This window comes from Rhodococcus sp. IEGM 27 (genome assembly GCF_033142305.1).
Taxonomy (GTDB): Bacteria; Actinomycetota; Actinomycetes; order Mycobacteriales; family Mycobacteriaceae; genus Rhodococcus_F; species Rhodococcus_F oxybenzonivorans.
In genome coordinates this window covers 149784-170664 of sequence record NZ_JAWLSG010000009.1, presented here as the reverse complement: position 1 = coordinate 170664, position 20881 = coordinate 149784, and the positions used below count along the sequence as shown (strand labels likewise).

Sequence of the window (20881 nt, the reverse complement as noted above, 5' to 3'; positions counted from 1 at the left end):
GGGGGGGGGCGGGGGCATGTTGGGGCGCGGCGGGGGGGGGGTTTTTTTGTGGGGGGGGGGGGGGGGGGGGGGGGGCGCCGCCCCCGGGCGGGGGGGGGGGCGCCCCCCCCCGCCCCCCCCCCCCCCCCCCACGGGCGCTACAGCCATTGCCCCGACTGCACCGACAGCAGCTGGTCGAGCGCCTCGGTGGACCACGAGGTTTCCGGTATCTCCGCGGTCCGGCGGGCGCGACGCGGCGTCACGGGTTCGGGATGCAGAGCCCGCGTGACTGCCCGGGCGGCGTCGACGACGAGGGGCGCGACCCGCTCGAGCTGCACCGTACGGGCATCGCCGCACAGCGAGATACCGGCGACCGGGCCGTCGGCGCTCCGGACCGCGACACCGACACAGCCCACGCCGCGAACCGCCTCACCGCGCTCGAACGCGAGACCCCGGCGCTGCCGGATCCGGTTGAGTTCCTGATGGAGGGTGGTGAGCTCGGTGATGGTGCGGTCGGTGCTCCTATCGAGACGCTGCCCGTACAGGCTGTCGACCTCCTCGGGGTCCACCCACGCCAGCATCGCCTTGCCACCGGCCGTCGTGTAGGCGGGAACCCGCCCACCCACCTTGGACGGCAGCGCGGCCGCCATCCGGCCGCCGACCTTGTCGAGGTACAGGCTGTCCCCGCCGTCCAGCACGGTCAGGTGCACGACCATTCCGGTCTGCATGTGCAGGTCGTGCAGCAGCGGCGCCGCGGCCGCCCGGATCTGGCCGTGGCCATTGTCGCCGCCGCCCACACCCATCGCTCGACGGCCGAGGCAGTAACCGAAGCTGGCGTGATTCACCCAGTCCAGGCGCACCAGCTGGTCGAGGATGCGGTGCACGGTCGATCGCGGCAGCCGGGTCCGGCACGCCACTTCCTCCAGGGTCAGGCGGCAGGTGCGGCCGTCGAACGCGTCGAGAATCAGCGTCATCCGTTCCACCATCGACGGCGGCACCTCCTTCTTCACGGCAGGTACCGACGGTGCATTGCCTGAATCGATGACAGTCATCGACGCCTCCAAATATCCTGGTCACGAGCGTGCACCAGACTAAAACTGAAATGAATTCTTAAAATACTAACAGCTGTCCGCGGTGCGGGGAAGCAGACCGACAACGCTGACCCGGGGGTGTCCACCCATGAGAGTCCGTCGCGTTCACCCATTTGGACGCGATCAGACTCGGGCGGCTGCTGCTGCATCCAGCAGAGCGGTGTATGAATCAGATTCGAACCCGACCGGCGCGTCGTAGGCCAGAGCCCGGGCGGCGGCCGGGATCAGCACGAGCCCGGGGACGTCGTCCTCGCCGGAGTGGCAGGCGCACTCGAAACCGTCGATACTGACCCCGTCGACCCCGAGTTGTTCAGCCTTTGACGGCGAGCCGGACGGAGACCACCTTGTGGATGACCTTCACCCCGGCCGCCTCGAGCGCCGGTAGGTGCGGCCCAGGGTTGCCGCCGGGGGTTTCGACAATCCGGAGGCCGCTCTCTGACGATGGCGTCGCGGTATTCCTCGTAGGGCACCGGTTTGGATGGTCGGCAGAATCGTGAGGTCGACGCCGAACGGTTTGTCGGTGAGGTCGCGGCAGCGGGCGATCTCCGTGACCAGCACTTCGGGGGTGGGCTGGGTGAGGGCGATGAGGAATCCGAGTGCGCCGGCGTTGGCTAGGGCGCTGATCAGATACGCGGTGCCGACGGCCGTCATCCCGCCGCACACGATGGGGTGCTCGATGCCGGAAGTATGGGTGAAGTCATTGGTGAACATTTTCCTCGGAGTTGGGTGCCGCCTCTCGAGGGTGGGTGGTCGGAGTGTGCGGTCTGTGTGGGGTCAGGCCGGGAAGTCGAATGCACGGATTGCGTTCTCGCGCAGAAAGACTGCGCGGGCATTCTCGTCGAGTTCGAGTTTGTCCAGCCCGGCGAGGCAGTCGGGTGCGGGCCAGGCGGGGTGGTTGGAGCCGAAAAGCACCTTGTGTCGGCCGTGCCCGCGGAGGTAATCGACAATCTCCGCCGGGAGGTCTTTATGCGCCGCCCTGCGATGGACAAGCCTGGCCCCGCACCCGGCTGACACCCACCGCCCTGCGATGGACAAGCCTGGCCCCGCACCCGGCTGACACCCACCGCCCTGCGATGGACAAGCCTGGCCCCGCACGCGGCTGACATCCACCGACCGTTGATGGACGCCGTCGAGGCGGCCAGGTCGGCTCTTTGCTGAACCGACGCGGCCTGGACACGACCGGTACTCCGGAATATCGGTCACGTCTGAGGACGTGGTACCCCAGTGGGCCACGTCCGACACTGCCGGTGAGGGACCGATCCACAATGGGGCCAGTGGGATCAATCATCGGCTCGATCCAGAGGGTGAACCGGGACTTTGAGGTCCACCACGCGAGAAGCCGCCGGCACCTTGGCGGGGCATGATCCGCCGATTCGTGGGAGCGCGTCCGGAAGGCCTTTAGGTGCAGGCAAACCGAAAGGGCGGTACATCGTCTCGCTGCGTGCCGCGTCGACCAAGAGCGGACTGCCGATCGGCAGCGTTGCTGGGTAGCGGTACGCATCGACGTGTGTGCACGGCTGGTATTTCGCGGAACCTGCTTCGGGTACAGGGAACTCCAGCGATGGTCCGCGAAGCCCGACCGAGGCTTTCCTACATCCGAACCAACACGAGACACGATGCGCAAGACCATTGTCGCCACCTTTGCCGCTACCGCGATCACGTTCGGTGGCGTCGGCGTAGCCCATGCCACCGCTCCCGAAGCCGCACCTAGCGCCTCTGTCGTGGCGCAGCAAGCGCAGGACGAGCACAGTGACAGCGAAGGCAGCGACAAGACCGGGCTGTGGGGGCTCCTGGGCCTCGCGGGCCTGCTGGGTCTCGCCGGACTCGAGCGTCGAAACGTTCCCCAGAACTGAAGCGCACAACGGAATTCACGATCACACAAGAAGCCGATCGGTACATTGAGATTCGCGCATCGGCTCGCCGAACGATCCCAGGCCAGGCAATCTCACCGACTTGACCCCCGCCGCCGGCCCCGCTGTCCGTCGCTGTCGCGATCAGTACCCGTAGTGGTAACGGCACGCCGCAATGCGGATCTGGTCGTCGACGATTTTGTACACCAGCCGGTGCTCGTCGGTGATACGCCGGGACCAGTAGCCCTGAAATCCGTGCTTGAGAGGCTCCGGTTTGCCGATTCCGTCGTTTCCGTTGCGTTCGATGTCCTTGACCAGCGCGTTGATCCGCTTGACGATTTTGCGATCCTGCGCCTGCCACCAGACGTAGTCCTCCCACGCGGACTCGTCCCAGACAAGCTTCATTCAGCCAAATCCCGGACAGTTCCCCCGCCGGCTTCCAGGCGATCGATCGATGCCAACAGCCGACGTGCGTTCTCCGGATTCTTGAGCAGATAGGCCGCTTCCTTCAGCGACTCGTAGTCATCGAGGGAGACCATCACCACCGGTTCATGCCCCGCTCGGGTGATCACGATCTCTTCGCGATCATCAACGACGGCGTTGAGGACCTCGGCGTACCTCGCACGCGACTCCGAGTAAGTCATAGTTCGCATGAGTGCACCTCCCACAGGTAACGTACAAAAAATTGTACGCACATGGTGGTTGGTTCCGCAACCGACCCGTCCCCGGCAACCGGCATCGGGAAGCGGGCCTCGGCGAGACCGTCGCGCAGGTCGCGGACACTACCGCCCGGTGGGTCGGCCGCTAGCCAACCCGACCGTAATCAGGCACTGGGGACGACGGACCGCACGGTCACCGAGGTTCGTCACACTGGCGGCATGTTGCCCGCCGGGCAGGACGCCGCCGAGGCGTTCTATCGCATCGTCGATGCCGCATACGAGCGCCGCTCGGTCGCCGTGACGTCGAACATTCACCCCTCGAGATTCGACACGATCATGCCGAAGACCCTGGCAACCGCCACCGTCGATCGGCTCCTGCACCACGCCCACGTCATCGTGACCAAGGGCGGTTCACACCGCCTCGCCGACGCCCTCGCCGGCAAAGGAGTGCACCCACTCGACTAACGACGCCGGTCACCACCGGTCTTTACGACTACACATCCGGGACTATTGATGTCCACAGATCCGGAGATCTGATGTCCGCCGGCCCGGACTTCCTCGTGTCCGTTGACACGGGGCGCTGGGGTTCCGCATACGCACGTGGGGCGGGTCCCCTGACCCAAAGGGGACCCGCCCGCGAGCACGAACAACCCGGTTACCAGGCGTGCATGGTTGCGCGGTGAAATGTGGCCTCGGCGTCAGGAGACATTTCCCGCCTGACGCAGGCCCACCGCGCTGAGCCCACTTTGGGGGCTTTGCTTTGCGTGGGTACCTACAGCTCGTGCTGGGCGCCACAACCGAGAGGTGGAATCTTCTCTTCCGGTCCGACCTTGGTCTGTCGTGGATCCGTACCTCCGGTCTACGCCGCATTACCAGTTAAAGCAAACAGTAATACGGTCGGTCATTGCACGGACTCGCGAAATGAGCACCCGACCGCCCACCCGCACCCTGGTCAAGCACCAACTCCCAGGTAAATGCGGTCTGCATTCTGCACCGGTCGCGCCGGAGAGCGCCGTGGTCGCCGATCCACGCCCGTCGCGGACGTGCCCTTCCTGCGGATATGAGCCGACCACTCGCGCCGAGGCGGCGCACCAACGTGCCGACCTCGCGGTGAGATGGCCCCGACCCCCATCGCCGGGGGGCGGTCATCAGCTGGCACCACTGTCGGCTTTGCGAACCCGGGCAACCGGCGTTGGGCATCGCCTGCAGCGTCTGCGGCGACGGTCCCATCCTCGCCGGCGCGCTCGCCGAGCAAGCGAAGAACGGCAACCTGACCGGGCCGTGCGACGATGGCTTGCGGCAGCGGAATGGGCAGTCACACCGGATCTCTTATGTTCGGGCCACGCATATGCCGCGGACTGACCCTGGGCGACCACGCTGGTTACGTCGCTACACACTGACCAAAATCATGAATCATTCATGGTCGCTCGACAAGACTCAGCGGCGCGCGGTCGTGCAGTCGTTGGCGAGTGCGTGGCGCGTGGGCTGGACCGAACCGTAACGCTCAAATCAAGGACGGCAGAGTGAAAGAACTGAAAGTACCTTTCCGCCAATTGCTTCCACACGCCGATAATCTATTTAATGTCAACTAGACTGCTCGGAATCGAGCAGAAAAGCAATTACGTTGGCTTGGATGTTGATGTCGAGTTTTCGAAATCGTTGCATCAGGGCCTGTTCGGTGAGGTGATGTCTGGCGCGGGTAACGGCGAAAAGCCAGCGCGAATCGTGGTCTGGCCGACCTCGATGTGCCACTGGATCCACCCCACCACAGCGTGTCTCGGCATTCCCGGTCTACGGGTACAGGCCACGGACCTGGTGTGCCTCGGCGACCTTGCCGACGCCCAAGACATGGGCTGCCAACCGAAGGGGGATTCTCTTGTCGTATGCGAGAGCCCACACCGAGTGGGATGCTGTGCGCATCAGCACGATAAGCTTGCGGTCCACGTCCTCGCTGCTCCAAGAGAATGCCTGCAGGTTCTGTACCCATTCCAGGTAGGAGACGACGACACCGCCGGCGTTGGCGAGGATGTCCGGAACGACGGTGATGCCCTTGTCAGCGAAGATTGTGTCGGCCTCGGGTGAGGTCGGCCCGTTCGCACCCTCGACGATCAGTCGCGCGCGGACGGTGTCGGCGTTCTGCCCGGTCAGCACACCGTCCATAGCAGCGGGCACGAGGACATCCACATCGAGCGCGAACAGTTCCGCGTTGGAGATCTGGTCGGCGCCATCGTAACTGTCGAGGGTTCCACCGCAACCCACCCACTCCTGGATCGCTGCGATCTCGAGCCCGGATTCGCGGTAGCAGCCGCCGGTGACGTCCGAGACCGCCACCACCCGGCAGCCTTCGTCGGCGAAAAACTGCGCTGCATGGGCACCGACCTTCCCGAACCCCTGAATGGCCACCGACGCACCGGCCGGGTCGATCCCCTTCTGCCGCATCGCTTCCAGCGCAGCAAGGACCACCCCACGGGAGGTGGCACCGGCCCGGCCGTTCGACCCACCGACGGCCAGGGGTTTACCGGTGGTCGCCCCGTGGACAGAGTAGCCGGCGCTGACGGAGTAGGTATCCATCATCCAGGCCATGGTGGTTTCGTCGGTATTGACATCGGGAGCGGGAATGTCCTTGTCGGGACCGATGAACGGCAGGATCTCCTGGGTGTAGCGGCGGGTGAGTCGTTCCTTTTCCGCCATGCTCAGAACACTGGTATCTACCGCGATGCCGCCCTTGGCCCCACCATACGGTAGGCCGAGGAGGGCGCACTTCCAGGTCATCCACATCGCGAGCGCGGTGACCTCCTCGATGTCACTGGCGGGGTGGAACCGGACGCCGCCCTTGCCGGGGCCGCGGGTGAGGTTGTGCTGCACACGGTAGCCGGTGTAGATCTCGGTGGTTCCGGTGTCTCGGCGCAGGGGCACGGCCACGGTCAAGGATCGGCGGGGTGTGGCGAGTAGTTGATGGAGTCCCTCGTCGAGTCCGAGGAGATCAGTGGCGTTGCGCAGTTGGGTCAACGCTGCCCGGTGGGCGAGTTGGCCGGGGGACGGCGGCGCGCCGATGGGCGCGGGAGCGGTGGGGGTCGACTCGGTGGTGGTGTGGAGATCGGTGATCGTCATGTGAGGGCGGCCTTTGCTGGTGTTTTGCCTCGACGGTCGGGATGGCGCGATCGAGGCGCTCGATCAGGTACTCGGTTTCGGAGTCGTCGATGGTGGGCAGCGGCGGGCGATCAGGAGCGCGGCGCCGAATCCGCTGGTGGTGGTGTAGAGCAGCAGGCCAGCCCTTGGCAGCAACCTCGACACCCGATCACTGGGACCAGGATGCGCTGAGATCTCCGCTGACCAGTGCCATGCCGGCGAACCCCACGGCCATGAAGGTGCCGGCGATCAGCGCACCAACATGCCGAGCGCTTCGTCCGGGCTCACCCGACGGTAGGACTCGGTGACGAGTCCGTCGGTCATCAGTGCCCGACGGCTCTCGACGACACGCTCGCGCACTTGTGCCGGCTGCTCGGCAAGCCGAGCAGCGACGACCTGCAGCCAGACCCGGGTGTCAAACTCGGCGCCGTCCCACAAGTGACCGAAGTCCTGTGATGTCAGTCCGCCGAAGGCGTCAAGACTGGCCTGCGGGTCCAGTGTGAAGGACGGGTTCACCTCCGTGGCCGGATCGAGTCCGGTAACGGTGACATCCGGACTCGCGACTCGACCCTCAGCGGAATAGGCGAACGCGCTCGTGACTCGCTCCAGCGCAGAATTGCGCTCTGACCACCCGGCGGAGATCAGGCTCGAAAAGTCGACCGAGGTCGCGATCGTGTCGGGCACGGCAATGCGGGTGATGGCTCGGTCGTTGATGGCAGTGAGGACGGCCAGCGGATCATTCTCAATGAAGACCTCCTTCCTGGTGGGCCAGAAGTCGAAGGGGCTAAGGTCGCCGAAGCGTCCCCCCACATGGATCGCGTAGATCTCGGGATAGACCGGCACGCCATCGCGACGAGTTGGCACTGCATCGAAGTGCAGAGCGGTGGCGGCTTGGATCATCAAGCTCGCGCCCAGCGCCCCGAAGGGCTCCAGCACAACGATCGCGAACCGGTCGTGAGCTCGCCACACGGGGAACAACTGGTCTACATCGGAGTCCTCGCCATTGAGTCTGACGGCGAAGTGGGATTTTTCGAGCTGTGTAGCCGTATGCACCGGGCCGCCTTCGGTCGAAAACTGTTCAGTCGTCGGGTGACCGGATCACGTCCGGTCTGCGCCTGCTTCGGTTACAGGTCGAGGCAGAGCGGACCTGAGTTCGGCTGGGCGCGCGAGACGCAGATGCACATGACATCATGGCGGTCCTGTTCCGCCTTGGTCAGGAGCGAGTCCCGATGATCGGCACACCCACTCAGGATCGAGGTCACACAGGTACCGCATGTTCCCTCTTCGCAGGAGGAGAAGACGTCCAGCCCTTCTTCCACCGCGATCTCGAGGATCGATCGACCGACCGGGACGGTGCGGCTGATTCCGCTCGTCACGAACTCGACCTCGAACGGTTCGTCCTCAGGGACGTTCACGAGAGTCTTCGGAGTGAACCTCTCGAGATGCAGCACACCCGGGACACCGCGATCCATCGCCACCTCGAGGGCGTCGAGCATCGGCTCGGGACCACAAGCGTAGATCCGCGTCTCGTCGTCACTCCAGGCCAGGGTTGTCTTCAGGTCGATCAAACCCTCCTCATCCTCGGGGATTAGGGTCACGCGATCACCGTACGCGGCCAGCTCCTCCGTGAACGCCATGGCCGCACGTGCTCGCCCGCCGTACACCAGGCGCCATTCGGCCCCCGCGTCGTTGGCGGCTCGAACCATCGGGAGGATTGGGGTTATGCCGATGCCACCGGCGACGAAGAGATAGCGCCGGGCCTCGAGGAACTCGAAGTGGTTGCGCGGCTCGCTCACCTCGACCAGGTCACCCTCGTTCAATCCGGTCACGGCCACTGAGCCACCCCGCCCAGCAGCCTGACCCAGAACGCCGAGTCGCCAGGCCTGACGCTGCGCGGGAACCGAGCAGAGCGAGTACTGACGCACGAAGTCATCAATACGGATATCGACATGCGCTCCAGGAGTCCAACACGGAACTTCGCTGCCATCCTCGCGCTCTAACACCAGGGAGACCACGTCCACGGTCTCCGCCCGCTTGTGGGCCACACGCATCCACATCAGCTCGACACTCCTCCAGCGGCGGGCACACCGGCGTCCACGACTGCGCGCGTGAAGCGCAACGGTAGCGCGTCGAGCTCGTGGATCATCGAGCCTTCACCCCAGACGGCGGGACCGTTCCGGTCAATGGACACCCCCGCTTTGGAGAGTTCGGAAAGAACGATTTCGCCCAGCATCTGGACGATGTTGCGGCCCGCACACGCGTACGCACCACCTGCGAAGGTGTACTGCCGAATCCGGTTCTCACGCTCGAGAACAAATCGGTCCGGGTCCGGGAAGAACTCCGGATCGCGATTTCCGAACAGCCAGAGCACGAGGATGGCCGAACCCTTCGGAATCGCGACATCCTCCAGGACAAAGTCGTTCACCGCTTCGCGCATCGTCATCGCAACCGGGGGGTGCAGACGCGTCGCCTCGAGGAATCCCAGCCGCGCAACGCTCGCAATGTCGCCCTTCTGCTTCGCCAGGTCGACATCCGCGTCGAGCAGGGTGTGCACCAGCGACGCCATCCCCGCACCCAAGGTGTTGAAGCCATCCAGAAGCGCCAGGGAGAACGCGTAGAACGGATCGGCCGGCTTGGCAGGCCCGGCCTCCATGGCCTCATAGTCGGCCACCAGCTTGTCCACGAGCGTGGACGTGCCGCGTTCCGCCGTGCGTCGAAGCGCCGAGGACAGCGTGTCGATGTATTCGCGCGCGCCCGCATCTGCGGTTTGCAGCGCATCGGGAGTCGGTGCCAGCAAGAAGGATTCGACGATGTCGTGCGCAACCTTGATCAGGCGCTCGCACTGGGCGAGCGGGATGTCGAGTGCGTGCGACCAGAATTCAGCGACGAGCGGCTGGGCGAACTCCGTCAGGAAGTCGAGCGCTCCCGCCTCGAGCGCGCACCCGATCCGAGCCCGCACCATCTGCGCGAAGCGGTCGGCGAACGGCGAGATGGCTGCCGGCGCAAGCGGTGCCGCGATGAGTCGCTTGTGCGGCGTGTGCTGGGGCGGCCACATCGTGAATGTCGAGTTGCGGAAGAATTCGCTGAGCGCTGCGAGTGGCGGCTCGAACTCCTCGATGCCTGCTAGAGCAGCTGCAGCCGACTGGTGGGACACGTCCCGGCTCTTGAGGAGCGCCGCGATGTCGGCGTTGCGGTAGACGACCAGGCCTCCCCAGGACGTCTGCATCGGACCCTGGTACTCCCGCTGGAACAGGTCGTCGGTGATCCACGAGAAATCGCGACCCCACCCAGGGTCATCCAACTCCGAGAAAACCGGAAGCTCACGAATTTCGCGAGTCGCCGCCATTACGCATCTCCAATCGTCGAGACCAGGCGAGAACACCACGAGAGCGGTACTCAGGACGTCTGATCAAAAAACAGTGATCGTGTGACCAAATCGTTTGAACAGTTTAGGCTGGATATGCCCGCCGGTTCAAGACCCTCTTCCACGTCGGGAAGTACGGTTAGGCTTGGGGGCGGCTGAGGTCCTCGTAGACCGCAGCGAGCGCCATGTCGCCCTTCGCCTCGACGACGTTCGTGAGGACGTCGCGGAACGCACCCAGCATGATCGCGGGCTGCCCGATCCGACGCATGTCCGCGCAGTTCACGACCATCGAGTCGAAGTGGGTCCGCAGCGCAGCCTGGTCGCTGGTGAAGTCGCCGCTCTGCAGGTGCTCGACGGCAACGTGGCAGGCATGCGAGGTCAACGGCGTCCCAAGCCGTTCGTGGAACTCCAGGAAGATGGCGGGGCTGACCCCGTAGTGGGCGGCATAGGCCGCGGCCTCGTAGAACCCAGCCACCGCCACGTGGTGGGCAATGCCACCCGACGACCCGAGGATGTTCGGCATGGCAGGATCAGCACCGTCGTAATGTGGGCGGCCGAGCGCCGCCAGTAGATGCCGGTGGGCATCGAACACCGAGCGGTCGCCGGCGTACGAGAGACCCGCAGAATCCGGCGCCAGGTTCGTCGGGTAGTCGTAAATGTTCCCGTCCAGGTAGCGCCCACCGCGCTCCTCGACCCAGCGACTCATGGTGCGAGCCTCGTCCGGCGTGCCCCAGGTGAGATTCACGATGGCGCGTCCGGACAGCGTGCCTGCGACTTCTGCCTGTTCGAGTAGCGCCTGGGCGTGCTCGTACCGGTCCAGGCAGATCACCGCCACGGCGGCATCGCCCACCGCAGCAGCGGGGTCCGGTGCCGCGGTGGCGCCTGCCGCCACCAACGGGGCAGCCTTCTCCATCGAGCGGTTCCAGACCGTCGTGGTGAACCCGCTCTCCAGAAAGAGGTGGGCAAGTGTGGCGCCCATGTGCCCGAGGCCGAGCACCGAGATGTCCTGCTGTGTCATGCGTTCCTCATCTTTCTCCAAGAGCCCAACCGAAGGACGGTCGTGGCAATTCCTTCTCCGGCGGCATCGACGACGACCTCACCTCGGGCGAGGGTGCAGGTCAGCAAACAGCGGGAGACCCTGTAGTGACCTGCTGCGAAAGACGCGAGCAGGAGACGGGCACGGTGGTCCTCGCCGTAGCCGAGCGCGGCCATGTGGGCCCGTACCTCCTAAGTGAGTCGACCCCGGACCTACGCCACGGGGTTGCGGGGACGCCGTGCTCAGGCGGCGCCGACTGCGGCGAACTTCTCGGCCACTGCCGGTTCGTCGGTGAAGGTGACCTCGCGCACGACCTTCAGGGTGGAGAGATCGAACGTGTAGGTGGCGAACATCGGCCAGTGGATCGTGACGTTCTCGCCCGACGGCCCCACGGCAGCCGCCGAGACCTCGAGAGTGACGGCAATGACGTCATCGCAGGTGTGCATTCCCACGACTCTTACCGAGAATCCAGACTCGCCGGACCACAGCTCTCGCACGTAGTCCTCGAGGCCGGCCTTGTCCATCTCCTTGCCGTCCGCGATGAAAACGAGAGCATCGTCGTAGTAGGCCAGCAGCGTGTCGAGGTCCTGGGCGTCCATGGCCGTGCCCATCTCGCCGAGCCGGGCCTGGAAGGCGTCGTGGTGCGTCGTACTCATGATGCTCCTTCGATGTTGATTCATGTGGTCTTCAGTTGAGGTACTTCTCCAGCCCCGTGCACGCTGCGGTCGGAGAGCTTCTGTCCCCCGAAGGGGGCACCGAGGTGTCGCTCTCCTCGTAGCAGTTGATCCAGACCATGCCGGTCTGGATCTGTCGCGACAGTCGGGGTGCGCGACTCAGGTCGCCGGTCCAGAGGGGACGAGCCGGGGCCGTAGACGGAGCTGTTCGCGACAGCGACCGGCCTCGATATGCGTAGTCAGAGGACCTAATCGTTTGATCAAAGTATGGCCGGGTTCACTCTGGGTGTCAATGGCGACGCGAAAGGCATGGCGTTCTCCACCTCCGCATTCCGCGATGCCATCGACCCCACATGCACAGCTGAGTCGGCCTCCGCTCGGCCATCACGAATTGACACCGACTGGGCGGGTTCGCCGAGGTAGTTCACATAATGAGTTGCATCAGGCTGATTGCTGGCCAGAGCGGAGTCCAGAGCCCGCCGGCGGTGAGCACCTCATCAGCCTGGCCCTGAAGGTCTATGGCTAGGTCGTGCCGCTGCCGGCGGACGAGGAGGAGTTGATGGCTGCCGGGATAACACGCCACGCCGCGCGATGAGCACCGAACCATTAGAACGATGTGAGGGGCTGGGCCGGAGCCCCCGCGCATGTGAACGATTGCCCGAGAATCGTCGGCTGGTGTTGGTCGTTGGCAATGCTCGATACCTGAAAACTGTTCTCCCATTATGCATCCCGGTGCGGGTGTGGTCGTCAACTGCTCGGACGGCAAGGTCGGTTCTCCTTGCGCTGCGGGGACTCCACCTTGTCCCCCCTCGTCGTCGACAACCGGTGAGCACGGACCGGACGGGAACCACAAGAACGTCTGGACGAATCATGCGGTCGTGACGACAGCGCCTGGGAGTGATTCGAGCGACCTAGGAGCAATCCCATCTGTACGTCGGGATCACGCTCGACATTAGAGAAGCGATCCTCTCCAGCCGTCGAAACCGACACGCTCGCCACAACCTCAGATCGACCGGGCCCGCGGCGCCCACAACGACGGTCCTGGATGCCGCCTCGCCCTGCGTAGAAGCCTTCTGGGGCCGGTGGTTCTCATCGCTGCTATCGCGACCACGACAAGGCGACTCGCCGGAACCTGACCATTCTCAAACAAGCTCTACTCAGATCGTTAATGCGGTCCGACGCGGCCTCGACGGCAACGCACCATGAGAAACCACCGCCGGCAATCTCTCTGCCCACAATTCGCTGCGGCGCGCGATGTTGATGCTCGTATCCCAGCGCCTCGAGGCGGTTCTCAGCCGATGCCGAAGGGCTGGCCCCACAGGGTGACGGTGCTCGTGACGTTCTCTGTCTCGACCTCGACGTTGACGAAGGCGCGGGCCTGCGCGTAGCCGGCGCACCCGCTCACCCCGAGGGTCGCGTCACTCCACGAGACCGAACCGGTGGGGCCCTCGACGTAGTTGCCACCCCAGTGTGCCTCCCGGCCGTAGGGATCGGCGTATTCCTGGTCGAGGATGTCGACCGGGACCGCCTGACCGGGGCCGAGAGCAATTCCGCCACTCGTACCCCCGGCAAGTGGGTTCCCGACCGTCCCGGCCGCAATATCGGCCCACGCCATCCCCACTCCGCCCTCGGCACCCACCTCGGCACCGAAGTCGACCTGGCATGCCAGCACATAGCCTGGATAGATGTAGGCGCTCTGCACACCCTCACCCTCGAGGCCGACGGACGCCTTACCCGAGACCCAGACGTTGCGGTGCAGCGGCGTCGAACCCATCGACGGCGAGATGTTCGCACTCTCGTCCGTCAGATTCACGTCCACGACGGTGCCGTCGGCCAGGGTCTGCGTGATGCTGCCACCGGGCAACGGAACGAAAGTATCGGCATTCGCCGCACCGACGGAGAAGAAGCCGATGGTCGCGGCAGCAGCAGCACCGATCGCAGCTAAACGCACACCGTTGTTACGGTTGATGATCATTGTTCCCTCTCAGGGATGGAAATCTCGCACAGGCGAGAAAGTGGATGCAAGAGCAGCGAAAGAGACCGACAATCAGCCGATGCTGAACGGCGCACCGTACAGCACGGTCTTCGAGTAGTCGTTACCCACGATCTCCACCACCGAGTACGACCGAGCCTGCGCGAACCCCCCGCACTTCTGCACCTGCAGTTCAGCATCCTGATACTGCAACGCGTACACGCCGTCCTTCTTGATGTCCTTCGCCGCGACCGGCACGTACTTGACCTCACCCGAGTTCACCGGAACCGACAGCCCCAGGCTCGGCGCCAACGACTCCAGATCCGCCGAGAACGACGGCGACGCGGACAGACCGGTGATGTCCACCTGGCAACCCACGATGTACCCGGTCGACACCCGCGAAACACCGTGCGTCGTCGTCGCATTCGTACCGTTATAGGTACCCGCATTGTTCGTCGTGCTGTTCGCGTCCGGAACGTCGGTGACCTCCGTGATGCCCTTGACGTCAGCAGTCACCGTGCCCGACACCCACGCCACCCGGCCGGCGCCATTGGCAGCCAACGACGGCGACGACAGAGCGCTCTCCGCGGTACGAGTCACCGTCACATTCGGACCGGTCTTCGAACCATCAGGTAGCGGGATGAAAGTATCCGCGCTCGCCACACCAGTGGACATCACACTGAGTGCAACAGCCGCAGCGGCACCCAGGCCTGCAACACGGGCAGCACAGCGCAAGCCGGACTTGTAGTTCTCGCTCATCTATTTCCTCGGAATCTTCCAAAGTTGCACTCTCGCAAAAAGTTTCATCGAGAGCATTCGCCAAACTTCGAGGAAGTTTAACCTGAGATCAAGATCAGGTTTCTTGACTGTGATGCGCATCACATCAATTGGATTTGGTTCTCATCGAGGGGCTGCTTCTACGGCCGTTCAGATTCCTCGAGACTTATACGTCAACCGTTTTCGTCGCGGTGGCGGTGTCGCGGAATGGCGTTCAGAAATGCCGCGCAGGTCGAGAACGTGAAGTCGTACCGCCCAGATGCGGACCATCGTCGCGGTTACCTGCTTGTCCGGGCGTGCGAGCCCGTGGGCATGCGACGAAAATGATCAAGAGCCGAGCGCGCCCGCTGCTTACGACGGTCTCGCCTCCGGTTCAGCATCGGCATACGACACCGAAACCACCATGCCCCGCTCCCCGTGTCATCGAAACCGGCAGTTCCCCGCTGGGCAACCCGGTCTTCGGTCGGATGCGCACCCTGCAGAACGCCGAACACCAGTTGCTCGCGCGACCAGGGGCCTCGGGTAAACGCACGACGGCGTGGTCTGGGGTCCACGCCCTCGCCGTTCCGAGGGTCCCGTGCAGACCTCGCTATTGCATGTCTCGCCGCTCGGTGTTGTCGCGATATCCAGAACCATGTCAACGTCGACCGTCGTCTGGGTCAGCGGGATCCCGCCCGCACCGCACGCCGCTGGACCATCAACCTCCGATCAGTCCACCGCTCGGAGGGAACGCGAGCAATCTCGGCGAAAAGGGATCGAGTGCAGTGACCACCCTCAATGTCATCCCCCGTCAACGTCCGGCGCCTGACCGATGGTATCGACCACCCCGGCGAGCTCGGCGAACACCGGACACCATCGCCGACGCCGCATCCCCGTTCCATTACCGGCCACGATGATGGCCCGTGCGCCACACGGTGAACGGACCCCGCATCTAACGACAACGCCATACCCACGTCCCCCGTCCCGCTCCCCATTCGTGAGCCCGCCACGGGTTCACGGTGCCGCGGAGAAGAGCGAGCGATATCCTGGGAACACGCCACTGAGAGGTAATTGTGCGGATGTCGTCGAATGTATCGCAGACCGGATGAATCGAACTCGACGATGCCCGACTTCGATCCGTTCAAGACCCAGTCCGATGTGACCCCCTCCGTCACGTCGGAGCTGCGAGCGGACGGATTCGACGGTGCGCGGGAGATCGGGCGCGGCGGCTTCGGTGTCGTGTATCAGTGCAGGCAAACCGCCCTCGACCGGACTGTCGCGGTGAAGGTGCTCACCGACAACCTCGCGGAGGAAAATCGGGAACGGTTCTTCCGCGAACAACGCGCGATGGGGCGCCTCACCGGTCACCCGAACATCGTCAATGTCCTCCAGGTCGGGGTCACCGACAGCGGCAAACCATTCATTGTGATGCCCTACCACCCACAGGGCTCCCTCGACGCACGCATCCGTCGGCACGGTCCATTACCTATGGACGAGGTACTACAGCTCGGCGTAAGCCTGGCTGACGCGCTGGAGGCCGCCCAACGCCAGGGCATCGTCCACCGCGACATCAAACCCGCGAACATCCTCCTCACCGACTACGGCGAGCCGGCGCTGACGGACTTCGGAATCGCGCACATCACCGGCGGTTTCGAGACTGCCACCGGAATCGTGACCGGTTCACCCGCGTTCACCGCACCCGAGGTGCTCGGCGGCGCCACCCCCACTCCCGCCTCCGACATCTACGGACTCGGAGCCACCCTGTTCTGCGCACTCACCGGCCACGCCGCATTCGAGCGCCGCAGCGGCGAACAATTGGTCGCCCAATTCATCCGCATCACCAACGAACCCGCACCGGATCTACGGGATCACGGCATTGCCGACGATGTCGCCACCGTGATCGAGCAGGCAATGTCCGCCCGCCCCGAGGACCGGCAACCCTCAGCATTGGCATTGGGCGAGAATCTGCGCGAAATCCAACGCCGCCGCGGGACATCTGCAGACGACAGGGCACTCGATGTGCCCACACCGGAAACAGAACGAGCATCAGAAAAGTGGTCTCACACGAACCCTTCCCGCCACGAGAGGGGAAACCTACCCCTGGAATTGTCCAGCTTCGTCGGCCGCAGGCACGAACTCACCGAAGCGAAGAATCTGCTGGCGTCGTCGCGCCTGCTGACCCTGGTCGGCATCGGTGGAGTCGGGAAAACACGGCTCGCACTTCGACTTGCAACGAGCATCCGCCACGAGTTCGCCGACGGCGCATGGTTCGTCGAACTCGACGAGGTCCACACCCCGACTCGGTTGATTGACGTGGCGGCCGCAACCCTCGGCGTGCGAGACCACACCGACCGGTCGCTACGCGAGATTCTGCTGGACTTCCTGTCGTCGCGAGAACTGCTGCTGATCTTGGACAACTGCGAGCAGGTGGTCGACGCGGTGGCCGACCTCTCGGCGGTTCTGCTGCAGCAGAACCAGAATCTGCGCATCCTTGCCACCAGCCGCGAACCCCTTGCCATCGCCGGCGAGGCGACGCTCCGCGTGCCCCCACTGACGGTCCCCGACCCCGACCGCGAGTCGTCGCTGCAGGGTCTGCCCCGCTACGACGCCGTGTCGCTGTTCACCGAGCGCGCCACCGCCGCAGTCTCGACCTTCACGTTGACCGATACCAACAAATCCGCGGTGTCTCGGATCTGTCACCGGCTGGACGGGTTGCCCCTGCCCATCGAACTGGCGGCGGCGCGGTTGCGGGCGATGTCGCCCGAACAGATCCTGCAACGGCTGTCCGACCGCTACGCGCTGTTGACCCGCGGGAGCCGAGGCGCGCCGTCGCGGCAGCAGACGCTTCGGTTATGCATCGACTGGAGCTACGACCTGTGCACCCCGCTCGAACAACGGACGTGGGAACGACTCTCGGTGTTCACCGGCAGCTTCGAACTTGATGCCGCAGAACATGTGTGCGGGCAGAACCTGCAGCCCGGCGAACTGCTGGACTCGGTGGCATCCCTCGTCGACAAGTCGATCCTGATCCGCGAAGAACACCGCGGCACGGTCCGCTTCAGGCTGCTCGAGACCCTCCGTGCTTACGGACGGGAAAAAGGCCAGCACAACGACGACTACCACGACCTGCGCCGGCGGCACCGGGACTGGTACCGACAACTGGCTCGCGACGCCGAGGACGAATTCATCAGTCCCCGCCAGCTCGAATGGATCGCGCGAATGAGCAGTGATCAGCCCAACCTGCGGGACGCGATGGACTTCTGCCTCGCCGAAAACGATGCCGAAACCGGGTTGCAGATTGCCACCCCCTTGCTGCAACTGTGGGGGTCACGAGGCCAGCTCAGCGAGGCGAGGCGCTGGCTCGACGATTTCCTCTCACTCCAGACACCACGCCCGACCATCACCTATATTCGGGCGCTGTACGCCGACTGCCTGATGTCCGAACAACAGCAGGACCATACGAGAGGTGCTGCCTTGCTCGAGCAAGCGCGCACCCTCGCCGACCAGATGACCGACCCCCTGGTGCACTCGATCGTCGAGCACACGAACGGCGTCGTCGGATTGTTCACCGCCGATCTCCCACGGGCCGCCTCGAGTCTGGAGCGGGCACAGTCAGTGTTCGCACAAGCCGAGAACGATCTTGCGTTGCGGATCGAGTCTCTGTCGTTTCTGGGATTGACGTATCTACTCGCCGACACCGAACCCCACCGGGCGATCGAATGCTACGAGGAGGTTCTCGCGATCACCGAGGCCCACGGTGAATCTGTCTACCGGTCGTACGCATTGTGGGCCATGGCCGTCGCACAATGGCGACTCGGTGATCCGCGTCGCGCATCCGAGCTACTCGAACAGGGAGTGCGGCTTGCCCGGCTCGTCGACGATCCGGTCGGTTGCGCAAATTGCATCGAAGTTTACGCCTGGATCGCCGGAACCAATGACCCCAGACGTGCCGGCACGCTGATGGGAGCCGCGGAAACGCTCGGTCACGCGGCCGGAAGCTCGTCCGTGTTCGTTCCCAACCTGCTCGTGTTTCACGAAGAATGTGAACGGTCCGCCCGTCGGATGCTGACCGCACACACCTTCGAAGAGTGCCGGCAGCACGGTGGGGCTATGGATATCGAATCCGCGGTCGCCTATGCACTCGACGAACAACCCGAGAAGACGACCTCCCCAGGCTCCCCCCGCTTGACGAAACGCGAACAACAGGTTGCGGAACTGATCGCCGAGGGATTGACGAACAAGGCGATCGCCGCCCGCCTCGTCATCTCACAACGCACCGCCCAAGGGCATGTCGAACACATACTCACCAAACTCGGATTCACCTCGCGAGCACAAGTCGCTGCCTGGGTCGTCGAAGAACGGCAATCATCGTAGGTTCCTCCGGCTACTACAACGCTCGGCAGGGCGCGAAGGCGGCTTACCCCGTCGAGACGACTGGCAGTGCAGCATCGGTAACCGGCGAGAAACTGTTGTTCATATGACTGGGTCAATCAATCCGCCACCAACGGGCTGACCAAACCTTGCGGTACGCGTCGAGCCCATGGCGACTTCCACCAGAGCACCGACGCGCACCCCAAAAACTTCTTCTAACTGGAGAAATAGCCCGTCGCAGGCGACTGGAGGATGCGGTTCGGCATTGCGACCACCACCAAGTCCAAGCCAATCCGACAGTGGACATATATCCGTTCCTCTGACATGATCGTTTGATCTTTCGCCCAGGTGTGCGCCGGTCGAGAGCAACGTTGCCCACCTCCCAGCCAGGCAAAAACTACTGCGGGAGACCCAACGTGTTCGAAGTGATCGATCGACCCTCGAGATGACGGGACAGTGATGACCGCCCCTGACTGGCGAAGGCTACTCGGCTCCGACACGATCCATGCCGTGGTCGTTCCGAACGCCTTCCACACCCCGAGGCGAGGCGATGTTCGGGAATTCGCGGGCCTCGGTGCCGCAGACCTATTTACGTCGGCTGCCGGTAGCGGCCGATACCCCACCCCAGCGTCGTCGCGATTGGAGAGTGATTGCATATGACCTACTCGCAATGGCAGGACGTCCTGGACCCGGATGCGCTGGCAGTTGCCCAGCAGCTCGATGAACTGTTACCGGGACCGCTGTACACGCTGGGGCTCGACGGCATTCGAACGTTCGCTGCGCCACCACCCCCGCCCCGCACGACACAGGTGGCATCGGTCGAGGACCGGATCATCACGTGGGGCGCTGAGCCCGGGAACGTCTCGGTTCCGGTCCGTATCTACCAGCCCGACAGCACAACCCGGGCCGGTGCGCTGCTCTACATCCACGGCGGCGGCTTCACCGTCGGCTCGCTGGACGGCGTCGACGAGTTGTGCCGGATCATCGCCGACGAGGCCTCCTGCGTTGTCGTTTCCGTGGACTATCGCCTTGCGCCTGAGCACCGTTTCCCGGCGGCGATCACCGACGTCCGGGCGGCCTACGACTGGCTCAGGGCCAACGCCGACGAACTGGGAGTCGCCCCGTCGCACCTCGCGGTCGGCGGCGATTCGGCCGGCGGCGGACTCGCCGCCTCGCTGTGCCTCGACCTACGCCGCCGCGGCATACCTCAACCCGTGATGCAACTGCTCGTCTATCCGGCGGTGGACGACCAGTTCACACGGCCGTCGTGGATAGCCTTCAAGGACGCCCCACTGCTTGACGCCGAAACCGCGCAGTGGTTCTGGAAGCAGTACGTCGGTGATTCTCCCACCGACCTCGACGAGCTCGCGGTCCCGATGAAGGCCGACACGCTGGCAGGACTGGCCCGTGCTCACATCGCCACCGCCGAGGTCGATCCGCTCCGCGACGACGGCGAGGCATACGCCGCCCGCCTTCACGAGGCAGGCGTGGCGGTGCGTCACCAGCGATACACCGGCGTGTTCCACGGGTTCTTCCCAGAGGTGCACACCTACGCCAAAAGTCGCCGCGCCGTGCTGGACGCATGCGAAAGCCTGCAGCTGGCCTTCCGATTGGGTCCCTCAGCGCCGAATCGGCATGTCCCGAGCCGCCCTCATACGGCCTCAGTTTCAAGAGTCGCCGAATGCGGAGGACACACAGCGTGACGTCTGACGAAAGAACGACCTCCTCCGAACACGACAGAGTGCACCTTCGGCACGCCACACAGGATGCGGCCCCTCGCATGCGGAAGCATCGTGACAAAGAGACGGCGCTCCTTATTGGGTTTGCCAGTATGTGGGCACCATACGGGGGTGCTAGCGATGACGAGATCCTCGTTCACTTCGGGCTGTCAAAACCCCAGTTCATCGACCGCTTGTGGCAGAAGATCCCAGAATCCAGCTGCGCCCCAGAAGAGATACAACGCTTGGCATGGGCCTACCCGCGCCGTCCGCGAATGAACG

16 protein-coding genes and 2 pseudogenes are annotated in these 20881 nt (G+C 64.4%); 4 read left to right on the top strand and 14 right to left on the bottom strand.

Annotated features, from left to right (window positions below):
• Positions 1 to 137: 137 nt before the first annotated feature.
• From R4P95_RS26495 to R4P95_RS26485, 3 genes and pseudogenes are all read right to left on the bottom strand, one after another.
• Positions 138 to 1031, bottom strand: coding sequence for an IclR family transcriptional regulator (locus tag R4P95_RS26495; protein WP_213575183.1), 894 nt, complete (start codon positions 1029 to 1031; stop codon positions 138 to 140).
• A 237-nt stretch (positions 1032 to 1268) separates the two neighbouring features.
• Positions 1269 to 1781, bottom strand: a pseudogene (locus tag R4P95_RS26490) (NAD(P)H-dependent flavin oxidoreductase); the annotation flags it as partial.
• A 63-nt stretch (positions 1782 to 1844) separates the two neighbouring features.
• Positions 1845 to 2105, bottom strand: a complete 261-nt coding sequence (locus R4P95_RS26485; RefSeq protein WP_317753842.1) for a hypothetical protein — start codon at positions 2103 to 2105, stop codon at positions 1845 to 1847.
• A 581-nt stretch (positions 2106 to 2686) separates the two neighbouring features.
• Between R4P95_RS26485 and R4P95_RS26480 the strand changes: the two genes are divergently transcribed.
• Positions 2687 to 2923, top strand: a complete 237-nt coding sequence (locus tag R4P95_RS26480) for a WGxxGxxG family protein (protein ID WP_317745549.1) — start codon at positions 2687 to 2689, stop codon at positions 2921 to 2923.
• 141 nt (positions 2924 to 3064) lie between these two features.
• On the opposite strand, the gene R4P95_RS26475 is transcribed toward R4P95_RS26480, so the two are convergent.
• A complete protein-coding gene (locus R4P95_RS26475) occupies positions 3065 to 3325 on the bottom strand; it encodes a Txe/YoeB family addiction module toxin (protein WP_317745550.1) in 261 nt (86 codons plus the stop codon).
• Positions 3322 to 3573 carry a type II toxin-antitoxin system prevent-host-death family antitoxin gene (locus R4P95_RS26470; RefSeq protein WP_317745553.1) on the bottom strand — a complete coding sequence of 84 codons (252 nt, stop codon included), beginning with the start codon at positions 3571 to 3573 and terminating at the stop codon, positions 3322 to 3324. Before R4P95_RS26470 ends, R4P95_RS26475 begins: the two co-directional genes overlap by 4 nt.
• Positions 3574 to 3795: 222 nt before the next feature.
• Between R4P95_RS26470 and R4P95_RS26465 the strand changes: the two are divergent.
• Positions 3796 to 4044, top strand: a pseudogene (locus R4P95_RS26465) (ATP-binding protein); the annotation flags it as partial.
• Between the two features lie 1326 nt (positions 4045 to 5370).
• Here R4P95_RS26465 and R4P95_RS26460 read toward each other — a convergent pair.
• The 9 genes from R4P95_RS26460 to R4P95_RS26425 all read right to left on the bottom strand — a co-directional run bounded on the left by R4P95_RS26460 (position 5371) and on the right by R4P95_RS26425 (position 14513).
• A complete protein-coding gene (locus R4P95_RS26460) occupies positions 5371 to 6690 on the bottom strand; it encodes a Glu/Leu/Phe/Val dehydrogenase (protein ID WP_317745556.1) in 1320 nt (439 codons plus the stop codon).
• 267 nt (positions 6691 to 6957) lie between these two features.
• The gene (locus tag R4P95_RS26455) at positions 6958 to 7644 is read right to left on the bottom strand and encodes a hypothetical protein (protein ID WP_317745562.1); all 687 of its coding nucleotides are present in this window, start codon (positions 7642 to 7644) and stop codon (positions 6958 to 6960) included.
• A gap of 188 nt (positions 7645 to 7832) precedes the next feature.
• Positions 7833 to 8765, bottom strand: a complete 933-nt coding sequence (locus R4P95_RS26450; protein WP_317745566.1) for a PDR/VanB family oxidoreductase — start codon at positions 8763 to 8765, stop codon at positions 7833 to 7835.
• A complete protein-coding gene (locus tag R4P95_RS26445; protein WP_317745570.1) occupies positions 8765 to 10054 on the bottom strand; it encodes a cytochrome P450 in 1290 nt (429 codons plus the stop codon). Before R4P95_RS26445 ends, R4P95_RS26450 begins: the two co-directional genes overlap by 1 nt.
• Positions 10055 to 10211: 157 nt before the next feature.
• Positions 10212 to 11090 carry an NAD(P)-binding domain-containing protein gene (locus R4P95_RS26440; protein WP_317745577.1) on the bottom strand — a complete coding sequence of 293 codons (879 nt, stop codon included), beginning with the start codon at positions 11088 to 11090 and terminating at the stop codon, positions 10212 to 10214.
• A 260-nt stretch (positions 11091 to 11350) separates the two neighbouring features.
• A complete protein-coding gene (locus R4P95_RS26435; RefSeq protein WP_317745580.1) occupies positions 11351 to 11764 on the bottom strand; it encodes a nuclear transport factor 2 family protein in 414 nt (137 codons plus the stop codon).
• 31 nt (positions 11765 to 11795) lie between these two features.
• Positions 11796 to 11903 carry a hypothetical protein gene (locus tag R4P95_RS33680; protein WP_397517699.1) on the bottom strand — a complete coding sequence of 36 codons (108 nt, stop codon included), beginning with the start codon at positions 11901 to 11903 and terminating at the stop codon, positions 11796 to 11798.
• A gap of 1170 nt (positions 11904 to 13073) precedes the next feature.
• A complete protein-coding gene (locus tag R4P95_RS26430; RefSeq protein ID WP_317745583.1) occupies positions 13074 to 13757 on the bottom strand; it encodes an MspA family porin in 684 nt (227 codons plus the stop codon).
• A gap of 72 nt (positions 13758 to 13829) precedes the next feature.
• Positions 13830 to 14513 carry an MspA family porin gene (locus R4P95_RS26425; RefSeq protein WP_317745589.1) on the bottom strand — a complete coding sequence of 228 codons (684 nt, stop codon included), beginning with the start codon at positions 14511 to 14513 and terminating at the stop codon, positions 13830 to 13832.
• 1119 nt (positions 14514 to 15632) lie between these two features.
• On the opposite strand from R4P95_RS26425, the gene R4P95_RS26420 reads away from it, so the two are divergent.
• Complete coding sequence (locus R4P95_RS26420; RefSeq protein WP_317745591.1) at positions 15633 to 18884, top strand: protein kinase domain-containing protein; 3252 nt, start codon at positions 15633 to 15635, stop codon at positions 18882 to 18884.
• A gap of 653 nt (positions 18885 to 19537) precedes the next feature.
• Positions 19538 to 20584, top strand: coding sequence for an alpha/beta hydrolase (locus tag R4P95_RS26415; RefSeq protein ID WP_317745593.1), 1047 nt, complete (start codon positions 19538 to 19540; stop codon positions 20582 to 20584).
• The last annotated feature ends 297 nt before the right edge of the window (positions 20585 to 20881 follow it).